This is a genomic window from Pseudomonas corni (genome assembly GCF_057128765.1).
In genome coordinates, this window is sequence record NZ_JBSKHW010000001.1 from 222,268 (window position 1) to 242,266 (window position 19,999).

General features: G+C 58.8%; 18 protein-coding genes. 10 read left to right on the forward strand and 8 right to left on the reverse strand.

The window, feature by feature from the left end; genetic code table 11:
* Nucleotides 1-423 precede the first annotated feature (423 nt).
* The 5 genes from ACWKV9_RS00965 to ACWKV9_RS00985 all read left to right on the forward strand — a co-directional run bounded on the left by ACWKV9_RS00965 (nt 424) and on the right by ACWKV9_RS00985 (nt 4,367).
* Nucleotides 424-1,521 carry a serine hydrolase domain-containing protein gene (locus tag ACWKV9_RS00965; RefSeq protein ID WP_483834221.1) on the forward strand — a complete coding sequence of 366 codons (1,098 nt, stop codon included), beginning with the start codon at nt 424-426 and terminating at the stop codon, nt 1,519-1,521.
* Nucleotides 1,518-1,856 carry an amidase gene (locus ACWKV9_RS00970; RefSeq protein WP_483834222.1) on the forward strand — a complete coding sequence of 113 codons (339 nt, stop codon included), beginning with the start codon at nt 1,518-1,520 and terminating at the stop codon, nt 1,854-1,856. The genes ACWKV9_RS00965 and ACWKV9_RS00970 overlap by 4 nt, the downstream gene beginning before the upstream one ends.
* Before the next feature lie 166 nt (nt 1,857-2,022).
* Complete coding sequence (locus ACWKV9_RS00975) at nt 2,023-3,180, forward strand: phospholipase D-like domain-containing protein (protein WP_483834223.1); 1,158 nt, start codon at nt 2,023-2,025, stop codon at nt 3,178-3,180.
* A 191-nt stretch (nt 3,181-3,371) separates the two neighbouring features.
* The gene (locus ACWKV9_RS00980) at nt 3,372-3,953 is read left to right on the forward strand and encodes a DJ-1/PfpI family protein (protein WP_483834224.1); all 582 of its coding nucleotides are present in this window, start codon (nt 3,372-3,374) and stop codon (nt 3,951-3,953) included.
* A gap of 108 nt (nt 3,954-4,061) precedes the next feature.
* The gene (locus ACWKV9_RS00985) at nt 4,062-4,367 is read left to right on the forward strand and encodes a ribbon-helix-helix domain-containing protein (RefSeq protein WP_483834225.1); all 306 of its coding nucleotides are present in this window, start codon (nt 4,062-4,064) and stop codon (nt 4,365-4,367) included.
* Between the two features lie 75 nt (nt 4,368-4,442).
* On the opposite strand, the gene ACWKV9_RS00990 is transcribed toward ACWKV9_RS00985, so the two are convergent.
* The gene (locus ACWKV9_RS00990; protein ID WP_483834226.1) at nt 4,443-5,966 is read right to left on the reverse strand and encodes a fumarate hydratase; all 1,524 of its coding nucleotides are present in this window, start codon (nt 5,964-5,966) and stop codon (nt 4,443-4,445) included.
* A 434-nt stretch (nt 5,967-6,400) separates the two neighbouring features.
* Here ACWKV9_RS00990 and ACWKV9_RS00995 point away from each other — a divergent pair, with 434 nt between their 5' ends.
* Nucleotides 6,401-7,507 (forward strand): GGDEF domain-containing protein, encoded by a 1,107-nt coding sequence (locus tag ACWKV9_RS00995; RefSeq protein WP_483834710.1) that lies wholly within the window; start codon nt 6,401-6,403, stop codon nt 7,505-7,507.
* Nucleotides 7,500-8,438 carry an iron-sulfur-binding ferredoxin reductase gene (locus ACWKV9_RS01000; protein ID WP_483834227.1) on the forward strand — a complete coding sequence of 313 codons (939 nt, stop codon included), beginning with the start codon at nt 7,500-7,502 and terminating at the stop codon, nt 8,436-8,438. Before ACWKV9_RS00995 ends, ACWKV9_RS01000 begins: the two co-directional genes overlap by 8 nt.
* Nucleotides 8,439-8,605: 167 nt before the next feature.
* Here ACWKV9_RS01000 and pyk read toward each other — a convergent pair whose 3' ends face one another.
* Nucleotides 8,606-10,057, reverse strand: a complete 1,452-nt coding sequence (gene pyk, locus ACWKV9_RS01005; protein ID WP_268797742.1) for a pyruvate kinase — start codon at nt 10,055-10,057, stop codon at nt 8,606-8,608.
* A 167-nt stretch (nt 10,058-10,224) separates the two neighbouring features.
* On the opposite strand from pyk, the gene ACWKV9_RS01010 reads away from it, so the two are divergent.
* Both ACWKV9_RS01010 and ACWKV9_RS01015 read left to right on the forward strand, forming a co-directional pair.
* Complete coding sequence (locus tag ACWKV9_RS01010; protein WP_483834228.1) at nt 10,225-10,599, forward strand: tetratricopeptide repeat protein; 375 nt, start codon at nt 10,225-10,227, stop codon at nt 10,597-10,599.
* A gap of 292 nt (nt 10,600-10,891) precedes the next feature.
* Nucleotides 10,892-11,251, forward strand: coding sequence for a PilZ domain-containing protein (locus ACWKV9_RS01015; protein WP_483834229.1), 360 nt, complete (start codon nt 10,892-10,894; stop codon nt 11,249-11,251).
* A 13-nt stretch (nt 11,252-11,264) separates the two neighbouring features.
* Here the strand turns inward: ACWKV9_RS01015 and ACWKV9_RS01020 are convergent, their stop codons facing one another.
* From ACWKV9_RS01020 to ACWKV9_RS01045, 6 genes are read right to left on the reverse strand one after another with little or no spacing between them, the layout of a single operon-like run.
* On the reverse strand, nt 11,265-12,620 hold the full coding sequence (locus ACWKV9_RS01020; RefSeq protein WP_483834230.1) for a DUF58 domain-containing protein: 1,356 nt from the start codon (nt 12,618-12,620) through the stop codon (nt 11,265-11,267).
* Nucleotides 12,617-13,711: an AAA family ATPase gene (locus ACWKV9_RS01025; RefSeq protein ID WP_483834231.1), complete on the reverse strand. Its 1,095-nt coding sequence runs from the start codon at nt 13,709-13,711 to the stop codon at nt 12,617-12,619. The genes ACWKV9_RS01020 and ACWKV9_RS01025 overlap by 4 nt, the downstream gene beginning before the upstream one ends.
* The gene (locus ACWKV9_RS01030; RefSeq protein ID WP_483834232.1) at nt 13,708-14,925 is read right to left on the reverse strand and encodes a DUF4350 domain-containing protein; all 1,218 of its coding nucleotides are present in this window, start codon (nt 14,923-14,925) and stop codon (nt 13,708-13,710) included. Before ACWKV9_RS01030 ends, ACWKV9_RS01025 begins: the two co-directional genes overlap by 4 nt.
* A complete protein-coding gene (locus ACWKV9_RS01035) occupies nt 14,922-16,529 on the reverse strand; it encodes a DUF4129 domain-containing protein (protein WP_483834233.1) in 1,608 nt (535 codons plus the stop codon). Before ACWKV9_RS01035 ends, ACWKV9_RS01030 begins: the two co-directional genes overlap by 4 nt.
* On the reverse strand, nt 16,516-17,496 hold the full coding sequence (locus ACWKV9_RS01040; protein WP_483834234.1) for a stage II sporulation protein M: 981 nt from the start codon (nt 17,494-17,496) through the stop codon (nt 16,516-16,518). The genes ACWKV9_RS01035 and ACWKV9_RS01040 overlap by 14 nt, the downstream gene beginning before the upstream one ends.
* Before the next feature lie 13 nt (nt 17,497-17,509).
* A complete protein-coding gene (locus ACWKV9_RS01045) occupies nt 17,510-18,235 on the reverse strand; it encodes an RDD family protein (protein WP_483834235.1) in 726 nt (241 codons plus the stop codon).
* A 240-nt stretch (nt 18,236-18,475) separates the two neighbouring features.
* Here ACWKV9_RS01045 and sbcB point away from each other — a divergent pair, with 240 nt between their 5' ends.
* On the forward strand, nt 18,476-19,906 hold the full coding sequence (gene sbcB / locus ACWKV9_RS01050) for an exodeoxyribonuclease I (protein WP_483834236.1): 1,431 nt from the start codon (nt 18,476-18,478) through the stop codon (nt 19,904-19,906).
* Nucleotides 19,907-19,999 lie beyond the last annotated feature (93 nt).

The window sequence follows — 19,999 nt, forward strand, 5'->3', positions numbered from 1 at the left end:
GCTCCTACAGAAATCGGCGATCCATAGGCACGGCGTCGGGCCTGTAGGAGCGAACTTGTTCGCGAGGCGGTGTGTCAGGGGAATCGCGTCGAGCCTTCTCGCCAACAAGTTGGCCCCTACAGAAATCGGCGATCCGAAGGCACGGCGTCGGGCCTGTAGGAGCGAACTTGTTCGCGAGGCGGTGTGTCAGGGGAATCACGTCGGACCCTCTCGCCAACAAGTTGGCTCCTACAGAAATCGGCGATCCATAGGCACGGCGTCGGGCCTGTAGGAGCGAACTTGTTCGCGAGGCGGTGTGTCAGGGGAATCGCGTCGAGCCTTCTCGCCAACAAGTTGGCCCCTACAGAAATCGAGTGCGCTCTTACAGATCCGTTGTCATGAATAGCTGCTACGGTTTTCGCAGCCTTCGCCAGAGTCTCGTCCATGAGCTGCCGTCTTTTTCTCATTTGCTTGCTGTCGCTGATCGCCCACTCAGCCACCGCCGAACCCTGGCCCGGCGAGCAATGGGCCGTACAACCCACCGCTCCAACTCCCGCGCTAGGAGACCTTGAGCAGTATGTTTTCCCACCCCGCGACGATCAGACCCGCAAGGGCATTCGCACTGATGCGCTGCTGGTCATCCGCGACGGTGAAATCATCTACGAGCGCTACGCCAGCCCGACGACGGCAGACACTCCCCATCTCACTTGGTCGGTCAGCAAAAGCGTGATGGCGACGGTTTTGGGCGTTGCCTACGGGGAAGGGCGCTTCAAACTGGACGATCCGGTGGCGACGTTTTATCCGCCATTCAGCGCCCATCCCGCGATCAAGATGCAGGACCTGCTGCACTGGGCGTCCGGGCTGGACTGGCAGGAAGACTACGAATATGCGCCGCTCAACTCCTCGGTAGTGGCGATGCTGTACACCCGAGGGCGCGGCGACATGGCGCGCTTTACCGCCGATCACGATGTTGCCAGCGCGCCGGGCACGTCTTATCGCTACTCCAGTGGTGACAGCACGGTATTGGCGGCGGCGCTAAAAGGCATGGTGGGCGAAAAGGCATACGCCGACTATCTGTGGACTGCGCTGTTCGACCCGCTCGGCATCAAAAGCGCGACGTGGGAAACTGACAGCACCGGCACCTTCGTGGGCTCCTCTTACGCGTACATGACCGCCCGAGATCTGGCGCGCATCGGCCTGCTGATGCAGCGCGGCGGGCGTTGGGAAGGTCGTCAATTACTGCCCGAGGTTTGGGTCGATTTCAACCTCACGCCCTTTACTCAAAACGAACCCTTACCCGCCAACGAAGTGCCGGGCGGCCAGTGGTGGCTCAATCGCACGGCCCATGGCCAAGCAGGCCCGTGGTCCGATGCGCCGCCGGATACGTTCGCTGCGCTTGGGCATTGGGGGCAAGCGATGTACGTCATTCCCCAGGCCAGGTTGATCGTCGTGCGCTACGCAGATGATCGCGACGCCACCTTCGATCACAACCAGTTGCTCAAGCTGGCGCTGGCCGCGTTTAAACAGGAGAGCAAGCCATGAGCCCCCGTTCAGGCTTTCTCCTTCGTCGCCCGTTCATTCGCCTGCTAATCGTCATCTCCGTAGGCTTGGCTGTGTTGATTTGGCAGTACCGCCTTCAGCTTCTGGCCTTTCCCGACATCATCAGCGCTTACACCGCCAAGGAATATTGTTCGTGCCGCTACGTGGTGAATAACCCTGCCGAATACTGCCGAGCCTACGTCAAGCAATGGCTGCCGAGCGACGTGCAGGACGACGAAGGCAACAAAACGGTGAGCGCCAACGGCCTGGGCCGCAGCAACAGCGCAGCATGGATCGGCACGCGACAAGGCTGCCGATTGCAGGCGCCCATGCCGTAATGTGGATTCACCCGAACATAGCGGTTTGTCAGCGGTCAGACAGGCGGATAAGGTTGCACCAATCGCTCATCTGGAGTTCGCATGCCTACGTTCACCTGCCCACTGCTGGGCACGTCGCTGACTGACGTCATCCCGGTTTTATTATTCACAGCAGCCGCGCACTGATATGGCCGGTGCGATTTTTCCGTGGCGTGAAGAGAACAACTTCGAACTGTTGATCGATGGCCCTGCGTTTTTCCCGCGCATGATTGCTGCCATCGAGAAAGCTGAGCAGCAGGTGGAGCTTGAGCTGTATCTGGTTGAGGCGGGGCAGTGCGCCGAGGCGGTGGTTCAAGCCTTGGTCGATGCGGCCGAGCGCGGCGTGATGGTGCGCTGCCTGTTTGATGATTTCGGCTCGCTGGCATTTACCCTTGCCCTGCGTAATCGCCTGACCGAAGCCGGAGTTATCCTGCGGTTTTATAACAAAGTGAACTGGCGACGCGGCATCCGTAATTTCTACAGGGATCACCGCAAGTTGTTACTGGTAGACAAACAGTTGGCGGTAGTGGGCGGCACCGGCGTGACGGACGAGTTCTGGCGACCTGACCACGACACCAGCGAATGGCATGAAGTCATGGTCGAGATACGCGGGCCGCTGGTGATCGACTGGCAGGCGCTGTTTGATCGTCAGTTTCACGCCAACCAGCGGCGTACCGCCTGGCGACCCTCGCAAAACTTTGGCTTGCCGCGTCTGCCGCCAGCGCCCGTGATCGGTGAGGGCCTGGGCCGTGTTGCCTATGCCGACGCCCGGCAGCACCGCGACATCCTGCAGTCGTTGGTGCGCGCGCTCAACAGCGGCAAGAAGCGCATCTGGCTGGCGACGCCGTATTTCCTGCCAACCTGGAAGGTCCGGCGTTCGCTCAGGCGCGCGGCTGCCCGGGGCATCGACGTGCGGCTGCTGTTGACCGGCCCGCGCACCGATCACCCTTCAGTGCGCTATGCCGGCCATCGTTATTACCCGCGCTTGCTTCGCGCCGGTGTGAAAATTTTCGAATACCAGCCGTGTTTCCTGCACCTGAAAATGGTCTTGATTGACGACTGGGTGAGCCTGGGTTCCTGCAACTTCGACCACTGGAATCTGCGTTTCAATCTGGAAGCCAACCTCGAAGCGCTGGACCCCTCACTGACCCATGCTGTAGAGCAAAGCTTCGAGAAGGACTTCGCGGTTAGTAACCTGGTGAGCCTGGAAGACTGGAAAGCCCGACCGCTGTGGCGACGGGTGCAGCAGCGGGTGTGGGGTTGGCTGGATCGTTTGGTGGTCAACGTGCTGGATCGGCGGGGCTGAGTGCTCTGTGGGAGCGAACTTGTTCGCGAGCCGTCGTATCGGGATCGCCGCGTACATCCCTCTCGCCAACAAGTTGGCTCCTACAGGTGAACCCCAGCCACCCGTTGTAGTACTACGCTGTTACCCACCGATGTCGGCGCGGCTCAATACTTGGCCACATCAGACAACCACCCACCCGGAGGGCAGCGGTCATGGCGGCAAAGAAGATTCTCATGCTGGTCGGCGATTACGTCGAAGATTACGAAGTCATGGTGCCGTTCCAGGCGCTGTTGATGGTGGGTCATGTGGTGCATGCTGTCTGCCCCGGCAAGAAGAAGGGCCAGACCATTCGCACCGCGATTCACGACTTCGAAGGCGACCAGACCTACAGCGAAAAGCCGGGCCACAATTTCGCGCTGAACTTCAGTTTCGATGACGTCAAATCCGCTGATTACGACGCACTTGTGGTGCCCGGCGGACGCTCGCCTGAGTACCTGCGGTTGAATGAACAGGTGCTACAACTGGTGCGAGAGTTCGGCAGCGCGGGCAAGCCGATTGCTGCTGTTTGTCACGGCGCGCAATTGCTGGCAGCTACTGACGTGCTCAAGGGCAAATCGTGCAGCGCGTATCCGGCGTGTGCACCGGAAGTCCGACTGGCGGGCGGCGAGTACGTCGAGATCGGCATGGATGAAGCGCACACTGACGGCAACCTGGTAAGCGCCCCGGCATGGCCTGCGCACCCGGCCTGGCTGGCAGCGTTTTTGAAAGTGCTGGGTACACAGATCATTTTGTAACCGCGCAGATCCTGTAGGAGCCAACGCGTTGGCAAGGTTTGACCCGGTGTTGCAGGCAAATGGTCTCGCGGATAAATCGGTCCTACAGGTGGACAAGGAGATTGGACAATGTGCGAACTCTACGTAAAAGCCGACCCCATTCTTTATGAGTCCCGCTCGCGCTCGCTGCGCATCTGCGGCGTGGTCACGACCTTGCGCCTGGAAAACCAGTTCTGGGACATCTTGTCCGAGATCGCCAGCCATGACGGCATGACCACCAATCAATTGATCAGCAAGTTGTATGAGGAAGTCATGGGGCACAACGGGGAAGTGATCAATTTCGCTTCGTTCTTGCGAGTAAGTTGCACCCGGTATTTAAGTCAGAAGCGGCCGGCAGTGCCTGAATTGAGCGTTGTCAGAGCTGTCGGCAAATAGAGTTTGGATCGATAACAAAAAACCCGCTCATCGAGCGGGTTTTTTGTGGATGTTACGTTGGGTGCGTAGATGCGCTTATTGCACTTCCACCGCCAGACTTTCACTGATCTTCTTCTGCCAGATGGCAGGACCCGTGATGTGTACCGACTCACCTTTGCTGTCCACTGCGACAGTCACCGGCATATCTTTGACTTCGAACTCGTAGATCGCTTCCATGCCCATTTCAGGGAAGGCCAGCACCTGCGACTTCTTGATTGCCTGAGCAACCAGATAAGCAGCGCCACCGACGGCCATCAGGTAAACGGCTTTGTAGTCCTTGATCGCTTCGATGGCGGTCGGGCCGCGCTCGGATTTACCGATCATGCCCAAGAGGCCGGTTTGCTCCAGGATCTGGCGGGTGAACTTGTCCATGCGCGTGGCTGTGGTCGGACCGGCAGGGCCCACAACTTCATCGCCCACTGGATCGACCGGGCCGACGTAGTAGATGAAGCGGCCTTTCAAGTCCACCGGCAGGGTTTCACCGCGATTGAGCATCTCGACCATGCGCTTGTGCGCAGCGTCGCGACCGGTGAGCATCTTGCCGTTGAGCAGGACGGTTTCGCCCGGCTTCCAGCTCTGCACGTCTTCAGGGGTCAAGGTGTCGAGGTTGACACGGCGAGCCGACGGGCCGGCTTCCCAGACGATCTCCGGGTAGGCGTCCAGCGGTGGCGCTTCCAGCGAAGCCGGGCCGGAACCGTCGAGCACAAAGTGCGCGTGACGGGTGGCGGCACAGTTGGGGATCATGCACACCGGCAACGAGGCGGCGTGGGTCGGATAATCCATGATCTTGACGTCCAGCACGGTGGTCAGACCGCCCAGGCCCTGAGCGCCGATGCCCAGTTGGTTGACCTTCTCGAACAGCTCGATGCGCATCTCTTCGATACGACTGGACGGGCCACGCTTGATCAGGTCGTGGATGTCGATGGATTCCATCAACACTTCCTTGGCCATCACGGCGGCTTTTTCAGCTGTGCCGCCGATGCCGATACCCAGCATGCCCGGTGGGCACCAGCCCGCGCCCATTGTAGGAACGGTTTTCAGGACCCAGTCAACGATCGAGTCGGACGGGTTGAGCATCGCCATCTTCGATTTGTTTTCCGAACCGCCGCCCTTGGCCGCCACATCCACTTCCACGGTGTTACCCGGAACGATGGAGTAGTGGATGACGGCCGGGGTGTTGTCCTTGGTGTTTTTGCGAGCACCCGCCGGGTCAGCCAGGATCGAAGCTCGCAAGACGTTTTCCGGCAGATTGTAGGCGCGACGCACGCCTTCGTTGATCATGTCGTCCAGGCCCATGGTGGCGCCATCCCAGCGCACATCCATGCCAACGCGGACGAACACGGTCACGATGCCGGTGTCCTGGCAGATCGGACGATGACCAGTCGCGCACATGCGCGAGTTGATCAGAATCTGCGCCATGGAGTCCCGCGCGGCGGGTGACTCTTCGCGCAAATAGGCCTCGTGCATAGCCTGGATGAAGTCAACGGGGTGGTAGTAGGAGATGAACTGCAGGGCGTCTGCGACACTCTGGATCAGATCATCTTGCTTGATCACGGTCATGGGGGCGCGCTCCTCTGATTTGGCGGGAACATTCGATTTGCTGTTTTCGACAGTACCGCTATGGTCTGACGAAAGCATCTTCATTAAGCGTTGGTCAGGCATGCCGGCTTTTAAAACTCGAAAGCCTGGTTCGGCAGCGTGGGCATAAAAAGGCGCGGCAGTATAACCCGTGGTCGGAGCGGGCACATCGGGTGGTGGGTATTCGTTAGTCTATGAGCGCACTTTTTTTTGTGCCGGGCGTCACTCAAGGGGGCATTGCCGTTGTCCGGGAGACACCAGAATTGATTGGTCAATTTTCAGCGTAACCACTACAGTGGCAGGCTGCCTGCATCGCTGATGAGTCATTGGAGATTGGCCTCATCGCTCCGTTTTGGCGGTGGCGCGGGGCATCTTGCAATATGGGATGGATCCTTTTAAGCATGATGAGTCATCAAGTGACCGACAAAGCCATACAACGATTGTTGCTGAAACGGTTCGCCCTAGCTGCTGGCACCTATTTGCTGGTTATCGCCCTTGTATGGGTGGCGATATTCGCTGGCTACTTCCAAGCGCCAATTCGAATGGCGTTGATCAATACTTCGTTGGTGTTGTTGATGCTGGTAATCCTCGGCATCGTTTTTCTCTGCGGTTTCAACTGCCGCTTCAAAGACCCGAGCCTCACTGAGCTGCAAGTGCTACTGGCGCTGGGCTGGCAAACCTATTTGATCAGTCAGCTCGACAGTGCCCGTGGCACCTTTCTGCTGATCTATGTGCTGATCCTGCTGTTCGGCCTGTTTCACCTTCCGCCCAAAATATTCGCCCGCGCCGCTGTGCTGGCGCTGTTGGGTTTTTGTGGCCTGAACCTGTGGGAGGCCCTGCACCAGCAACTGCATGACCCTGATCTTGCTGCGTTGCAAGTCTGCACCTTGTTCATCGCGCTGCTGTGGCTGTGCCTTTACGCCCGTTTTGTGCAGCGCTCGCGCTTTCGCATGCACCAGCGGCGAGTGACGCTGCAAGCCCACCAGGACACGTTGCGGGGCATGATGTTTCAGCTCGAAGAACTGGCCGCAACCGATGAATTGACCAATCTCTACAACCGCCGTCATTTCCTGCGCATGGCCGTACGTGAACTGGAGGACATGGACGGGAATTACACACTGGGGCTGGCGTTGATTGACCTTGATCACTTCAAGCGCGTGAATGATGTCCACGGCCATGCCGCCGGAGACAGGGTGCTCCAGGCGTTCGCGGCCAGCGCGATCAAATGCCTGCGTGAAGACGACATCCTGGCGCGTTACGGCGGTGAAGAGTTCGTGCTGCTTATCCCGCGTTGCACCCGCGCACAACTATTCGATTGCTGCGAGCGTATTCGCCACATGTTCGAGCAAGTCCAGGTGGCAGGTCTGGCTCAACTGGATTTGAGTCTGTCCGTCGGCATGACCCTGATCGAGACCGGTGATGACATGGATAAAGCCCTGCAGCGTGCGGATCAGGCGCTGTATCGCGCCAAGCACAACGGACGTAATCGCTGCAGTGGCGCATGGGAACACGCCGATGCCTGAGCTGCGCGTTGGCGATCGGCAATGGTCGATCGCGCCTTCTGCCAATTTGCTGGATGCGCTCAATAGCGCGGGTATATCTGTGCCCTACAGCTGCCGCGCTGGCAGTTGTCATGCGTGTCTGGTGCGGTGTGTGTCCGGCGAACCTTTGGACGCGTTGCCTCAGGCGCTGGATGCTGGCAAGCGTGAGCAGGGCTGGCGTTTGTCCTGCCAATGCCGAGTCGTCGAAGACCTGAGCGTCGAAGTTTTCGACCCGCTGCGCGACGGGTTGCCTGCACGGGTCGTCGGCGCAGATTGGCTCAGTGATGATGTCCTGCGCTTGCGCCTTGAGCCAGAACGCCCAATGCGCTATCGCGCCGGTCAACACCTTGTGCTGTGGACCTCCACCGGCGTGGCGCGGCCTTATTCGCTGGCCAGCCTGCCGGGTGAAGACTCTTTCTTGGAGTTTCATGTGGATTGCCATCGCCCCGGCGCATTTGTCGATGCTGCTCGGCGGCTCAATGTCGGCGATCCGATCAGGCTCGGGGAGCTGCGCGGCGGCGCGCTGCAATACGATCCGGATTGGCAGGATCGGCCGCTACTTTTATTGGCGGCGGGTACGGGACTGGGTCCACTGTGGGGCGTGTTGCGCGAAGCGTTGCGTCAGGAACATCAAGGCATGATTCGCCTGATGCACGTGGCGCGCGACAGCCGCGAGCATTATCTGGCCGACGCCCTTGGCCAACTGGCTGTCGAGCATTCCCAATTCCAGTTCGAGCTGATCGCCGCCGCCGGTTTCGACGCGGCGATGGCAAGTTTGAGGATCGCTTCTCGTCAGTCTATCGCGCTGGTGTGCGGCTCACCCGAGAGTGTGGAGAGTTTTCGCAAACGGCTTTACATCGCCGGGATGCCAAGGGGGCAGGTACTGGCGGATGTGTTTGTCGGGCGTGAGTAGGTTGCGGTCTCTGTAGGAGCGAAATTATTCGCGAGGCTTGTATCTCATTCCCCACACCAAATGCTCGCCAACAAGTTGGCTCCTACAGGTGCTCGTCTAATTCCCTGTTAAAACAATAAGCCCCGAACTCTCGCGAGCCGGGGCTTTTTGTTGTTGCTGCTGTCGTCTTAGACCATTGGGTCGCCGACGTGCAGGATCTTCATGCCGTTGGTGCCACCGATGGTGTGGTAGCTGTCGCCCTTGGTAAGGATGACCCAATCGCCTTGCTCGACCAGACCGCGCTTGAGCAGTTCGTCGACGGCTGCCTGGCTCACTTGACCTGGCGGAAGGGCTGCCGGGTCAAACGGCACGGTGTATACGCCACGGAACATGGCGGCGCGCGCCTGAGTGCCACGATGCGGAGAAAACGCATAGATCGGCACGGAAGAGCGGATGCGCGACATGATCAGCGGGGTGTAGCCACTTTCCGTCAGGGCGATGATCGCTTTGACACCGGGGAAGTGGTTGGCCGTGTACATGGCCGCCAGCGCGATGCTTTCGTCACAACGGGTGAACGAGTGACCGATGCGGTGGCTGGACGTCTTGCCGGTCGGGTGACGCTCGGCGCCGACGCAGATGCGCGCCATGGCTTCGACCGCTTCTACCGGATACGAACCTGCGGCTGATTCAGCCGACAGCATGACGGCGTCGGTGTAGTCGAGCACGGCGTTGGCCACGTCGGACACTTCGGCGCGGGTTGGCATTGGGCTGGAAATCATCGATTCCATCATCTGCGTTGCGACGATCACCGCTTTGTTGTGGCGACGTGCGTGCAGGATGATTTTCTTCTGAATGCCGACCAGCTCGGCGTCGCCGATTTCCACGCCGAGGTCGCCACGGGCAACCATCACTGCGTCACTGGCACGGATCAGGGCGTCGAGGGTTTCGTCGTTGGCAACGGCTTCGGCGCGTTCGATCTTCGCCACCAGCCAGGCGGTGCCGCCGGATTCGTCACGCAGCTTGCGGGCGTATTCCATGTCGGCAGCGTCGCGCGGGAAGGAAACGGCCAGGTAATCCAGGTCCATTTCGGCAGCGAGCTTGATGTCTTGCTTGTCTTTTTCGGTCAGTGCCGGAGCTGTCAGGCCACCGCCGCGACGGTTGATGCCTTTATGGTCAGACAGCGGACCGCCAATCAGCACGGTGCAGTGCAGCGAGTCGGCAGTTTGCGTATCAACACGCATGACCACGCGTCCGTCGTCCAGCAGCAGTTCGTCGCCTACGCCACAATCCTTGACCAGATCGGGATAGTCGATGCCGACGATTTCCTGGGTGCCGTCGGTCAGAGGATGGCTGGTAGAGAAGGTGAATTTGTCACCGACTTTCAGCTCGATCTTCTTGTTGGTGAACTTGGCGATGCGAATTTTCGGGCCTTGCAGGTCACCCAGCAGCGCCACAAAGCGACCATTTTTGGCAGCGATGTCACGAATCAGCTTTGCCCGGGCTTTGTGCTCGTCGGGGGTGCCGTGGGAGAAGTTCAAACGGGCGACGTCCAGGCCCGCGAGAATCAGCTTCTCGATAACTTCTGGCGAATTACTTGCAGGGCCAAGTGTGGCTACGATTTTGGTGCGGCGAACGGACATGCACAAACTCCTTAAATGAAGCGCAGCGAGAGGCTACTACTCTCCGGCGCTGTAGTCATTGTTCCTTTGCACTACCTTGCTCCCGGATGACTGGGCAATCGGCGCCTCAAATGGCCTTGAAGAATTGCCGAGATGCGCCGATACAATGCAGAGCACAGGAGAGTCTCATGCGAATCGTGATGATTATAATCGTGATGGCCGCGCTCGGCGGTTGCACACGCTGGTCGATGAACAGCCATTTGAACAATGCCAACCGCGCCTATGCGCAGGGCGACTGCGACACGGTCATGTACAACCTGTCGAAAGTCGACCGTGAAAGCCGCTCGCGTCGCTATGTTCAGCCGGAAGTCTCGATGCTGCGCGGGCAATGCCTCGAGCGCCAAAAGTTTTACCTCGATGCCATGCAGACCTATCAGTTCATCATCACTAATTACCCCAATAGCGAATATGCCTACAGGGCTCAGGCGCGAATGGACACTTTGCAACAGCTTGGGCATGACCGGAACGCCCCTCCAGCTGTGGTCAAACCTGCATCACTGTGATTACACCTGAACGGATGGATGGTATCGTTTTGAGTGCCTCGCAAACGATCTTCAGCTAGGCTGCCACTATCAGGGAAGTGAAAGCACGACGTGCGCAACGGGTTTGCGCGCGCGGGTTAACGTCCGAATGAATAACCGCGCACGTGACTTTGGGCGGTTCTGATGTGTCAGATGACGTTCCTGTCGTTTAAACAGGTAGATTCCATTGTCAGGTCGTTTTGTTGTCTCCTGCGATCGAATCTCAATGCACTAGCGCGACCATGCTTAATGGTAATTCCAAGGCGGATGTCCAATGCTGATCGAAAGGCGAATCGAGCGTCATCAGTTGCCCTATTACCTGCAGGTTATCAATCGGTACACCAACAAACCGATGGGATGCCTGGGCAACGTATCCGAGCATGGGCTGATGCTGATCAGTGATTTGCCCGTGCTTGTGGGCGCGGATTATCAGCTACGACTGCAAGTGCCCGATTTGCAGAACAAACCGACGATTATCGACATCAATGCCAGCTGCTTGTGGTGTCAAGAAGATGAAACACCCGGCGTTTGGGATTCAGGGTTCCGGTTGCAGGCTGCACCTTTGGAATATCACCAACTGATTCAGGCGCTGCAGCGCTATTTCAGTTTCCACACGCTGGAAGCGTCAGCCTGACGGCGGCGCCTTTTCACAAGGTGCCGGCTCTCTTCCAGCTCAAGTAACGACTGACCAATTCTGGCCCCAGCTCTCCGGGGCGTACATCCAGCACCGGAATGCCATGGGCGATCAACCGCTCATGCAGTTTTGCGCGTGCGTTGAGAAAGTCCACGGCGCCGCAGTAATCCAACGCCTCCTGCCACGTTTCAATGGGCATGCGACGCAGGTCATCGAGCACTTCCTCGCGCAGACTGGCCACCAGAACCCGATGATGCCGGCTCAGCTGCTTCACGGCGGTCAGCAACCCGTCATCGTCCTCGTCACGCAAGTTGGTCATCAGCACCACCAGCGCGCGGCGCTTCTGTCTGATCAGCAGGGCGGCGACTGCTGCGCTGTAATCCGCCGGGCGTTGGGTGCTGTCCAGGTCGTAAACCGTGTTTAGCAACAGGCTCAACTGCGCTGAACCTTTGACCGGGGCCAGATAGCGATTGTGCTCGGCAGCGAAGGTCGACAGCCCCACAGCATCCCCCTGACGCAAAGCGACGTGGCTGAGCAGCAGACTGGCATTGAGTGCATGGTCGAAATGCGTCAGGTCGCCATCCTGACTGCGCATCCGGCGACCGCAGTCGAGCATGAATATGATTTGCTGGTCGCGTTCGTCCTGATATTCCCGAGCAATGGGTACGCGTTGGCGGGCAGTGGCTTTCCAGTCGATCTGCCGCAGACTGTCACCCTCGCGAAATTCCCGCAGCTGATTGAATTCCTGGCCAATGCCTCTGCGCTGACGTTGACGCACGCCGAGCTGGCTAAGCCAGTTATCCACAGCCAGCAACTGACCGCCATGCAGCCGTGCGAAGTCAGGGTAAACCCGTGCTGAACTGACAACGGACAGATAGCGTCGCGAGGACCATAAGCCAAGCGGGCCGGGGATGCCGATTTCGATCCTTTCGAAGCTGAAAAGGCCGCGGCTGGTGGGGCGCAGCCGATAGCCCAGCTCAGCGGTCCTGCCAGGACGAAGCGTAATGGTCTGCGCCAGGCTCTCTGTGTCGAAACGGTTGGTCAGGCCTGCTGGCCCGTGATCGACAACGCTCAATGGCAGCGCTCTGCGGTACTCATGCTCAATCGCGATGCGCACCTCGCTCCAGCGGCCCAGAGCCAGGCTGCCTGCCAGTTGGCGGTTCAGGCGGGGCGAAGGCATGCGCCACAGCGCGGCGGCATCCAGCGCGCTCAGTAATCCCAGCACCAACAGCAAGGCCCAGAACACGCCAGCAAGTTTCGCCGTAGGGCCCAGGCTCAGTGCGTCCAGTATCCCCAGAAACACCGCTATGCCCGACAACAATGTCAGGCAGCGGAGCAGGCGCGAGGACGGCTTGAGCATTTGCTTCATTGACGAGGCGCCGGCACCTGATCGAGCAGTTGCTTGAGCACCTGATCCACGGCTAATCCTTCTATATCCAGCTCAGGCGACAACCGTACCCGGTGCCTCAACACCGCCAAAGCACAGCCTTTGATGTCATCGGGGATGACGAAGTCGCCGCCACGCAGCAACGCGCGGGCTCGGGCACCTCTAACCAGCGCGATGGAGGCGCGCGGGCCAGCACCCAGTGTCAAGCCGGGCCACGTTCGGGTGGCACGGGCAAGACGTACCGCGTAATCGAGTACGTGCTCATCCACGGGCAGATCGCCAGCGATGCGCTGCAATGCCAGCACGTCCTTGGCTTGCAGCAGCGTGCGTAGGGGCTGCACATCAAGCATGTCGGAGCGCGTGGATTTGCTGACCTGGCGAACCATTTCCAGCTCCTGCGCAGCCTCGGGGTAATCCATACGCACCTTGAGCATGAAGCGATCAAGCTCGGCTTCAGGCAAGGGATAAGTGCCTTCCTGCTCGATAGGGTTTTGAGTCGCCAGCACCATGAACGGTTGTGGGATCGGCAGCGCTCGGCCTTCGAGGGTCACTTGGCGTTCCTGCATTGCTTCCAGCAGGGCGGCCTGGGTCTTGGCAGGCGCTCGGTTGATCTCATCTGCCAGCAACATATTGGTAAACAGCGGGCCTTTGCGCAGTTTGAATTGCTCGGTGTGCAGGTCGTACACCGCATGCCCAGTGACATCGCTGGGCATCAGATCGGGGGTGAACTGAATGCGCGCAAACTCGCCGCCGAAGCATCGCGCAAGCGCCCGAACCAGTAGCGTCTTGCCCAACCCCGGCACGCCTTCCAGCAGCACATGGCCGCCGCCGATAAGCGCGGTGAGCACATCGTCGATCACCGCATCCTGGCCGATGAGCGCCTTTTGCAATTCGTGCCGGATGGCCTGAGCCAGATGGATCGCGCGTTGCCTTTGCTGCGCCGGGTTGCTGGCGGGCGTAGGGGCATCGGGTGTTGCGTGTTCTTTCGTTGCCTGATCTGTTACTGCAGGCTCCGATGCTGCACCGGTGACGGTCTCAAGGCTGTTCGCCGGGTCGGTCGGTTGATTGCTCATAGGGCATTCCTGAGGGTTTGCAGGTAGGCAACCTGCCGGATGAATTCGGTTCGCGACAGGCGCGTATCGGGACGTGGCCGCAACGCCTGACCAATTGCACTGGTCGGTTGACGGGTGAGTCGTGCAAGGGCTTGCCATTGATCGGCCACAGCCAACCGCTCAAAGCCCGGATGGCGTTGATGCGCCCGGTGCAGAATGTCGGTTTGAAGACCGCGCAACAGTGCCTGTTGGCCTCGACGACGTAGTAAAAAATCAGCGCTGGCGCGCAGATGCTCGGCCAATTGCCGCCGTGTACGCTCCGGTGCCGGTTGCATGGGACCTTGGCGCATGCCAACTCGCCATAATGCCAGCAGCGTCAGTAACCCAAGCGTGGTCAGCGCTAGTGGGAAGTGCCTGGTCAGCAGGCTGAAGAGGTCCGCGTGTTCGGTGCGCAACAACATGGTGACGGCGCTGTCCTGGGTCAGATACCACAGAAGCCAGGCATTGTCGTATTTACCGATGCCGCGCGTCTTCCAGAGGTCGGCATCGGTGAGAACCGTGATCAAACCTTTGCCGTAAACCATTTGCAGCATGTGCGTAGCATCGGCGCTGTTGGCCCAGGATTGCGCGTGATCCTTGGGGTCATCCAGATGAAACGCCGGATCGAAACTCATGTAAGCCGGGTCGGTTTCGCCTTCAACATAAAGACGCGTCAGCTCCGGCCAAGGGGTTTCGGGAGCGGGTAGGAGCGTCGGGTTCAGCGGAATGACCGGCTTGATCATCTCCAACTCCCGGCGCCGATCCTGCTCGCGAAGGTCTCGGGTAAGAAATTGATGAATCTGTATCTGATCCAGTAGCAAATCGCCGCTGCGGCCCTTTTTTTCGTCCCACAATTGTTCTGCGACGAACAAAAGGCGCCCTCCGGCGCGGGTCCAGGTCAGTACCCGCTCGACGTCTGCGGGGGTCATGTCCTCGCGGCTGTCGAGCAGCATCAGCGTTTGTGTTTGCGGTCCAATATCGGGCAGGCCACGTAGAGTCTCGATCAGGGTTACAGAGATAGAGCGCTGGCGCAGGAAGGTCTCGGCAGCCAGGTAAGGATTAGCGCGTGCTTCCGGGGATGCCCCCTGATTGATAACCTCCTGAAAGCGCTCCAGTCGTTGCAACAGCGGAATGCTGATTGCCGCGATCAGGGCCAAGGCCAATAAGGCCACCCAGCCTTGGGCGCGCCGACTCATGTTGAAGGCCTTATTGCGAAAAGTCGGCGCCAGTCATCACACAATGTCTGCTGCGCATCGACAGGCGGCAAGCGATGACCATAGGCAAGATTTTGCCAATGGTTCGTCAGTGTCTGACTGAAATGCTCTAGCGATGGGTGGCCGAGAGTGGCGATCCGCTCAAGCACCTCCCCCTCGGTATCTGCGTTTTTAAGCGGCAGTTGGTAATCAGTGATTAAGCGGCTCAGCAGCGCCCGATACAGCAGGCTCAATGCCTGGCGTGGTTGCTCGGACCAGAGTTTTTCGACACTGCCTGCCACGTCAGCCGGTAGGGTCTGGGCTCCGATGTGCAACCCGAACAACTGTTGTGGCGTGGTGGGGCGTGGCGCGGGCTTGCGCTCCCGGCGACTGACGAACGTGCTGATCCAGCTTCTGTAGCGCCAGACTACCCACAGCAGCAAGACAAGAACCACGCTCCAGAGCAAGACCTCAACGGCGTTGGCAAACAGCGCCGTGATAGCCAGTAAACCGCGTATGAAACTCACCAGCCAAGTAGGCGTGTCGGCGTTTTTTGCTGATTTGACGTCGGAGTGTTGCGGGATGCGCCAGCCGGAAACGGTCTTGAGGTTTGTGAACGGCGGATTCTCTAGAACCGACTTGATGGCTGCTTCCGATCCTTTGCTGGTGAGGGGCTGATTGAGCAACCGAGGGCTGAAAGGCGGCGCAACCGCATCTTCGGATTGAGGCAGATCCAATGGAGGGAGCGGGCAGCTGAATCGCTGCGGGTCTGGCTGGATCGAGCTTTCATCTGCCATCGCCGACGTCGGCGGCATTGACAGTAACAGCGTGCATCCAAGTAGCAACGCATAGGCTGAGCCGATCAGGCGTTGGCGAAGGCGTCGAAACATCAGCTCAATGTCCCAGGCTTCAAGTTCTGTCCGGCGGTTGAGATAAAGAGTGAAGCCGCAGGCGACGTATATCGGCCCCCATACAATCAGAAGCAGTGCGTAAAAGGCATTCGTCAGGTGTTCAAGCCAGTTCCAGTCGCCCTCGACATCCAGCAAGCTTTGCCACGACCAGTCGAGTTGCAGTTGCTGCGGCACAAAGGCGTAGAACAGCACCATCGATCCGACCCAGAAACACATTTCCAGCGTGCTGCCGATCGAGGTCAGGCAGCGGGCGGCGCGCAGTCCATTTTGGCTAAGCATTGCGACACGCTGGGCTCGCTCCGGTCCCGAGAGCCCTTCAAGTTGCAGGATCGGCATCTTAAAGCTGCGGCTCAAACTCAGGCGGCGCCATGTCAGGCTCGCCAGCAGTTGCGGTTTTAACGCACGTGGCCAAGCGCCAAGGGCTTGCTTGAGGGTAGGCGTGGCACCAAACAGTGCTTGCGAGAGGATGAGTAATGTCAGCCGTTCATACAGCGGTTTCAGCCACCAGAACAGAAATATCGCGAAGGACGGGTAATCCCACAGAGCAAGGCTGAGCAAAGCAAACACCGGCAGTGTGACAATCGCCCAACTGGTCATCAGCAAGCCGCGATGCTCTCGCGCCAGCAATACGCCGAGGTCGATGGCTTCCCAAGGGTTGCGCGGTCGGATGGCGACGCTGGCGTCAGTCAGGCGCATGAGAGGACCGCCCGGCGAACAGCAGATAGGCGGCGACCAGCGCCCAGAGTGCTGCACCCACAAGATATTTGGTCAGCGGTGCGGGCCAACTCATCGATGACCAGTAAGCCTCGATGAACGCGGCGATCAGCAGAAAAATGATTACGCCTGCAACCAGGCGCACGCTGGTTTGCGCCGCCACTCTCAATGCTTCGCCCCGCGATAGCGGGCCGGGTGCCAGCAGAGCCCATCCCAACTTTAAGCCGGCAGCGCCCGATAGTGCGATGGCCGTCAACTCGAACGCTCCGTGTCCGATCACGAACGACCAGAATGTTTCTCCGTAGCCCACCCCGGTCAGATGCCCCGCGACAGCGCCAATCATCAGCCCGTTGAAAAACAGGAAGAACACGCTCCCTAAGCCGAAGATCAGTCCGCTGGCAAAGGTCTGAAACCCTATGCCGATGTTATGCATGATGTAGTAGCCGAACATCATCCAGTCCTCGCTGGAACCGCGATCTGCTGCCTGACCGATTCGCCGTGCCGCCGGATCGTACATGGTCTCCATATCGCCGACGTCGGCGGGGCTTACCACGCTATAAACAAGGTCCGGGAAGCCGTATACCAGCATGCCCATCAGCACAAGGCTGCCGAAGAACAGTGCCGCTGCAATTAGCACCATGCGCCACTCGGCACGGACCAGCCTCGGGAAGCCGGCGACAATGAACGCCAGCAATTGCGCGCCGAGTTGGCTGCGGTGGCGATAGAGTTGTTGGTGACCGCGCATCGCCAGTTGGTGCAAGGGGTCTACAAGATGGCTGCTGTAGCCACGCTCCTGCGCCAGTGCCAACTGTAGGCAAATACGTCGATAGTCGGCGGCGAAGGTTTCACTGGCATCAACAGTGCGTCGGCTGCGCTCAAGCACGTCCAGACGCTCGGCGAAGCTTTCCCAGTCATGCTGATAGCGGCTCTCGAACTGGCTCTGTTTCATGCTGCGTGGGCTTTCATGTGCGCCCCAATAATCCACGTGCGATGCCATTCAGGCGGGTGACCGCTTGATCAGGTCGGACATGCAGTGGTTGTGCAAGGATGGCTGCCAGCTCTTGGGTCCGGGCAGGCGACAATCCCGTCTGACGCTCGGCAAAGGCCAGGATTGCCCGCTGTTCATCCACCGTCATGGCTATCGGCGCAACCAGCGGCTCGGCGTCGGGCAGGTCAGGACGTTTAAGGGGCGCATCGCGATAGATCACCAGTGTGCCAGCAGCGAGGTCGCCCAGTCTCTTGAATAAAGGATGTTGGAGGCAGGTGAACGCGCCAATGCTGTAGCCAAACGGCAGCATGTCGACGAATCGCAGGAGGTTGCGCAGCAGCGATGCAGACCAGCCAATCGGCGTGCCGTCGTCGTGTACGACACGTAGGCCCATGATGGATTTTCCTGGCGAGCGCCCCTGGTTCAGTACCTCGAACAGCACCATGTACCACCATGTCACGAAGAATAGGGTCAAAGCGCTCAAGCCCATTCCGAATTTATCGAAAGGACGCAGCAGCAAGAACAGCACGCCCAGAATCAGGGCGCGTATCAGCAGGTCGACGCTGAACGCCACTGCCCTTGGAATCAGGCCAGCGGGGCGCAGCAGCAGGAAGATTCCTTCTGGGGTTTCCATACGGATGCGCGTGTCCAGCGGCGCAGGCTGCGGAGCGTTCCTTGGCGTAGCGTGCGAAGAGGACATTATCTGGGGGGATGCACCTTGAGATGAAAGGCTGATGCTAGCCAGCGCGGGACAGCTAAGCAACTGGACACTGCGTGCGCAGGATGTAAGAAATTACGTCGGCATGCCGAAGTAATTTTCCGACCGAATTTTCCTTTCTTCTCTGGTCGTATTTTCGCGGTGGGAACCTTGTGAGCGTCCTACAGAGCCGGGCTGAGGTGATCTGATAGACTTTGCGCGACTTCTGTTCAGGATCAACCCGTGACCTCAAGCATCTTCTGGTACGACTACGAAACTACCGGGATCAATCCGCGAAATGATCGGCCGCTGCAGGTAGCAGGCATCCGCACGGACGATCAACTCAATGAGATTGCGGATCCCGTCAATATCTATTGCCAGCCAAGCGACGACATATTGCCCCACCCTGCGGCTTGTCTGGTTACCGGTATAACCCCTGAGCGACTCGCAGAGAAGGGATTGTGCGAAGCTGATTTCATGACCCGTGTACACGCCGAGCTGGCAGCGCCCGAGACCTGCGGCGCTGGCTATAACACTTTGCGCTTCGATGACGAGATGACGCGATATAGCCTTTATCGCAACTTCTTCGATCCGTATGGACGGGAATGGCAGGGCGGCAACAGTCGGTGGGACTTGATCGACGTAGTTCGCACTGCTTATGCGTTGCGCCCCGAAGGCATTGTCTGGCCCGAGGAAGAGGGCCGGGTCACGCTGAAACTGGAGCGGCTCACGGCGGCAAATGGAATCGATCATGGACAGGCGCACGATGCATTGTCCGACGTGCGTGCGACCATTTCCCTGGCTCGCTTGATCCGTGATAAACAACCTAAGCTATATGACTATCTTTTTCAGTTGCGAAGTAAACACAAGGTCCAGGAGCAAATCCGTCTGCTGCAACCACTGGTGCATATATCAGGACGTTTTTCTGCGGCGCGAAGTTATCTGGGGGTGGTATTGCCGCTGGCGTGGCACCCGACCAACAAGAATGCGTTGATCGTGTGTGACCTTCATCTAGACCATGCCCCTCTTTTGCAAGAAAGCCATGAGGCGTTACGCAGCCGCTTATATACGCGACGGGACGATTTGGGCGAAGGCGAACTCCCGGTGCCCTTGAAGTTGCTGCATATAAATAAGTGCCCGGTCATTGCACCCTTAAGCGTACTGCGCGAGGAGGACCGCCAGCGACTTCAGTTGGACATGGACCTCTATAAACAGCGCGTGCAGCTTCTCAATGAAGGGCAGGGGTTGTGGCAGGAGAAATTGAAGTCCATTTATGCCCGCGATGACTTTTCTCAGAGCGAGGACCCGGAACAACAGTTATATGACGGGTTTATTAACGATCGCGACCGTCGCCTTTGTGAACAGGTTCGCATTGCTGAACCCCAACAGTTAGCCAGTGAGCCTTGGCCATTCGATGATGAACGCTTGCCTGAATTGCTATTTCGTTATCGGGCGCGCAACTTTGCAGAAACGTTGAGTACTGACGAGCAGCATCGTTGGCTGAGCTTTTGCCAGACGCGCCTGACTGACCCGGCGGCGGGTGCGCCCAATACGCTGAAGGATTTTACCAAGGCACTGATTGCGGCATCGCTGACGGCTTCGCCTGCTCAGCTCAAAGTGTTGGGGCAGTGGCAGGATTATGCGCAGCAACTGAGTGCTCGACTGGGCATGTAACCGATACCCCCCCCCGAAGTGATGCAATAAAAAACGCCAGCAAGCTGGCGTTTTTAGAGTTGTGCATTACTGCACAACTGTCCCTGAAGTCGG

What these genes read in the sequence shown, in the direction of transcription:
- ACWKV9_RS00970 (WP_483834222.1), top strand. Translation starts at nt 1,518, where the DNA reads ATGAGCCCCCGTTCAGGCTTTCTCCTTCGTCGCCCGTTCATTCGCCTG.
- ACWKV9_RS01000 (WP_483834227.1), top strand. Translation starts at nt 7,500, where the DNA reads ATGCCTGAGCTGCGCGTTGGCGATCGGCAATGGTCGATCGCGCCTTCT.
- ACWKV9_RS01035 (WP_483834233.1), bottom strand. Translation starts at nt 16,529, where the DNA reads ATGCGCCTGACTGACGCCAGCGTCGCCATCCGACCGCGCAACCCTTGG.
- ACWKV9_RS00985 (WP_483834225.1), top strand. Translation starts at nt 4,062, where the DNA reads ATGTGCGAACTCTACGTAAAAGCCGACCCCATTCTTTATGAGTCCCGC.
- ACWKV9_RS01025 (WP_483834231.1), bottom strand. Translation starts at nt 13,711, where the DNA reads ATGAGCAATCAACCGACCGACCCGGCGAACAGCCTTGAGACCGTCACC.
- ACWKV9_RS01040 (WP_483834234.1), bottom strand. Translation starts at nt 17,496, where the DNA reads ATGAAACAGAGCCAGTTCGAGAGCCGCTATCAGCATGACTGGGAAAGC.
- ACWKV9_RS01045 (WP_483834235.1), bottom strand. Translation starts at nt 18,235, where the DNA reads ATGTCCTCTTCGCACGCTACGCCAAGGAACGCTCCGCAGCCTGCGCCG.
- ACWKV9_RS00990 (WP_483834226.1), bottom strand. Translation starts at nt 5,966, where the DNA reads ATGACCGTGATCAAGCAAGATGATCTGATCCAGAGTGTCGCAGACGCC.
- ACWKV9_RS00965 (WP_483834221.1), top strand. Translation starts at nt 424, where the DNA reads ATGAGCTGCCGTCTTTTTCTCATTTGCTTGCTGTCGCTGATCGCCCAC.
- pyk (WP_268797742.1), bottom strand. Translation starts at nt 10,057, where the DNA reads ATGTCCGTTCGCCGCACCAAAATCGTAGCCACACTTGGCCCTGCAAGT.
- ACWKV9_RS01010 (WP_483834228.1), top strand. Translation starts at nt 10,225, where the DNA reads ATGCGAATCGTGATGATTATAATCGTGATGGCCGCGCTCGGCGGTTGC.
- ACWKV9_RS01030 (WP_483834232.1), bottom strand. Translation starts at nt 14,925, where the DNA reads ATGAGTCGGCGCGCCCAAGGCTGGGTGGCCTTATTGGCCTTGGCCCTG.
- ACWKV9_RS00975 (WP_483834223.1), top strand. Translation starts at nt 2,023, where the DNA reads ATGGCCGGTGCGATTTTTCCGTGGCGTGAAGAGAACAACTTCGAACTG.
- ACWKV9_RS00980 (WP_483834224.1), top strand. Translation starts at nt 3,372, where the DNA reads ATGGCGGCAAAGAAGATTCTCATGCTGGTCGGCGATTACGTCGAAGAT.
- ACWKV9_RS01015 (WP_483834229.1), top strand. Translation starts at nt 10,892, where the DNA reads ATGCTGATCGAAAGGCGAATCGAGCGTCATCAGTTGCCCTATTACCTG.
- ACWKV9_RS01020 (WP_483834230.1), bottom strand. Translation starts at nt 12,620, where the DNA reads ATGAAGCAAATGCTCAAGCCGTCCTCGCGCCTGCTCCGCTGCCTGACA.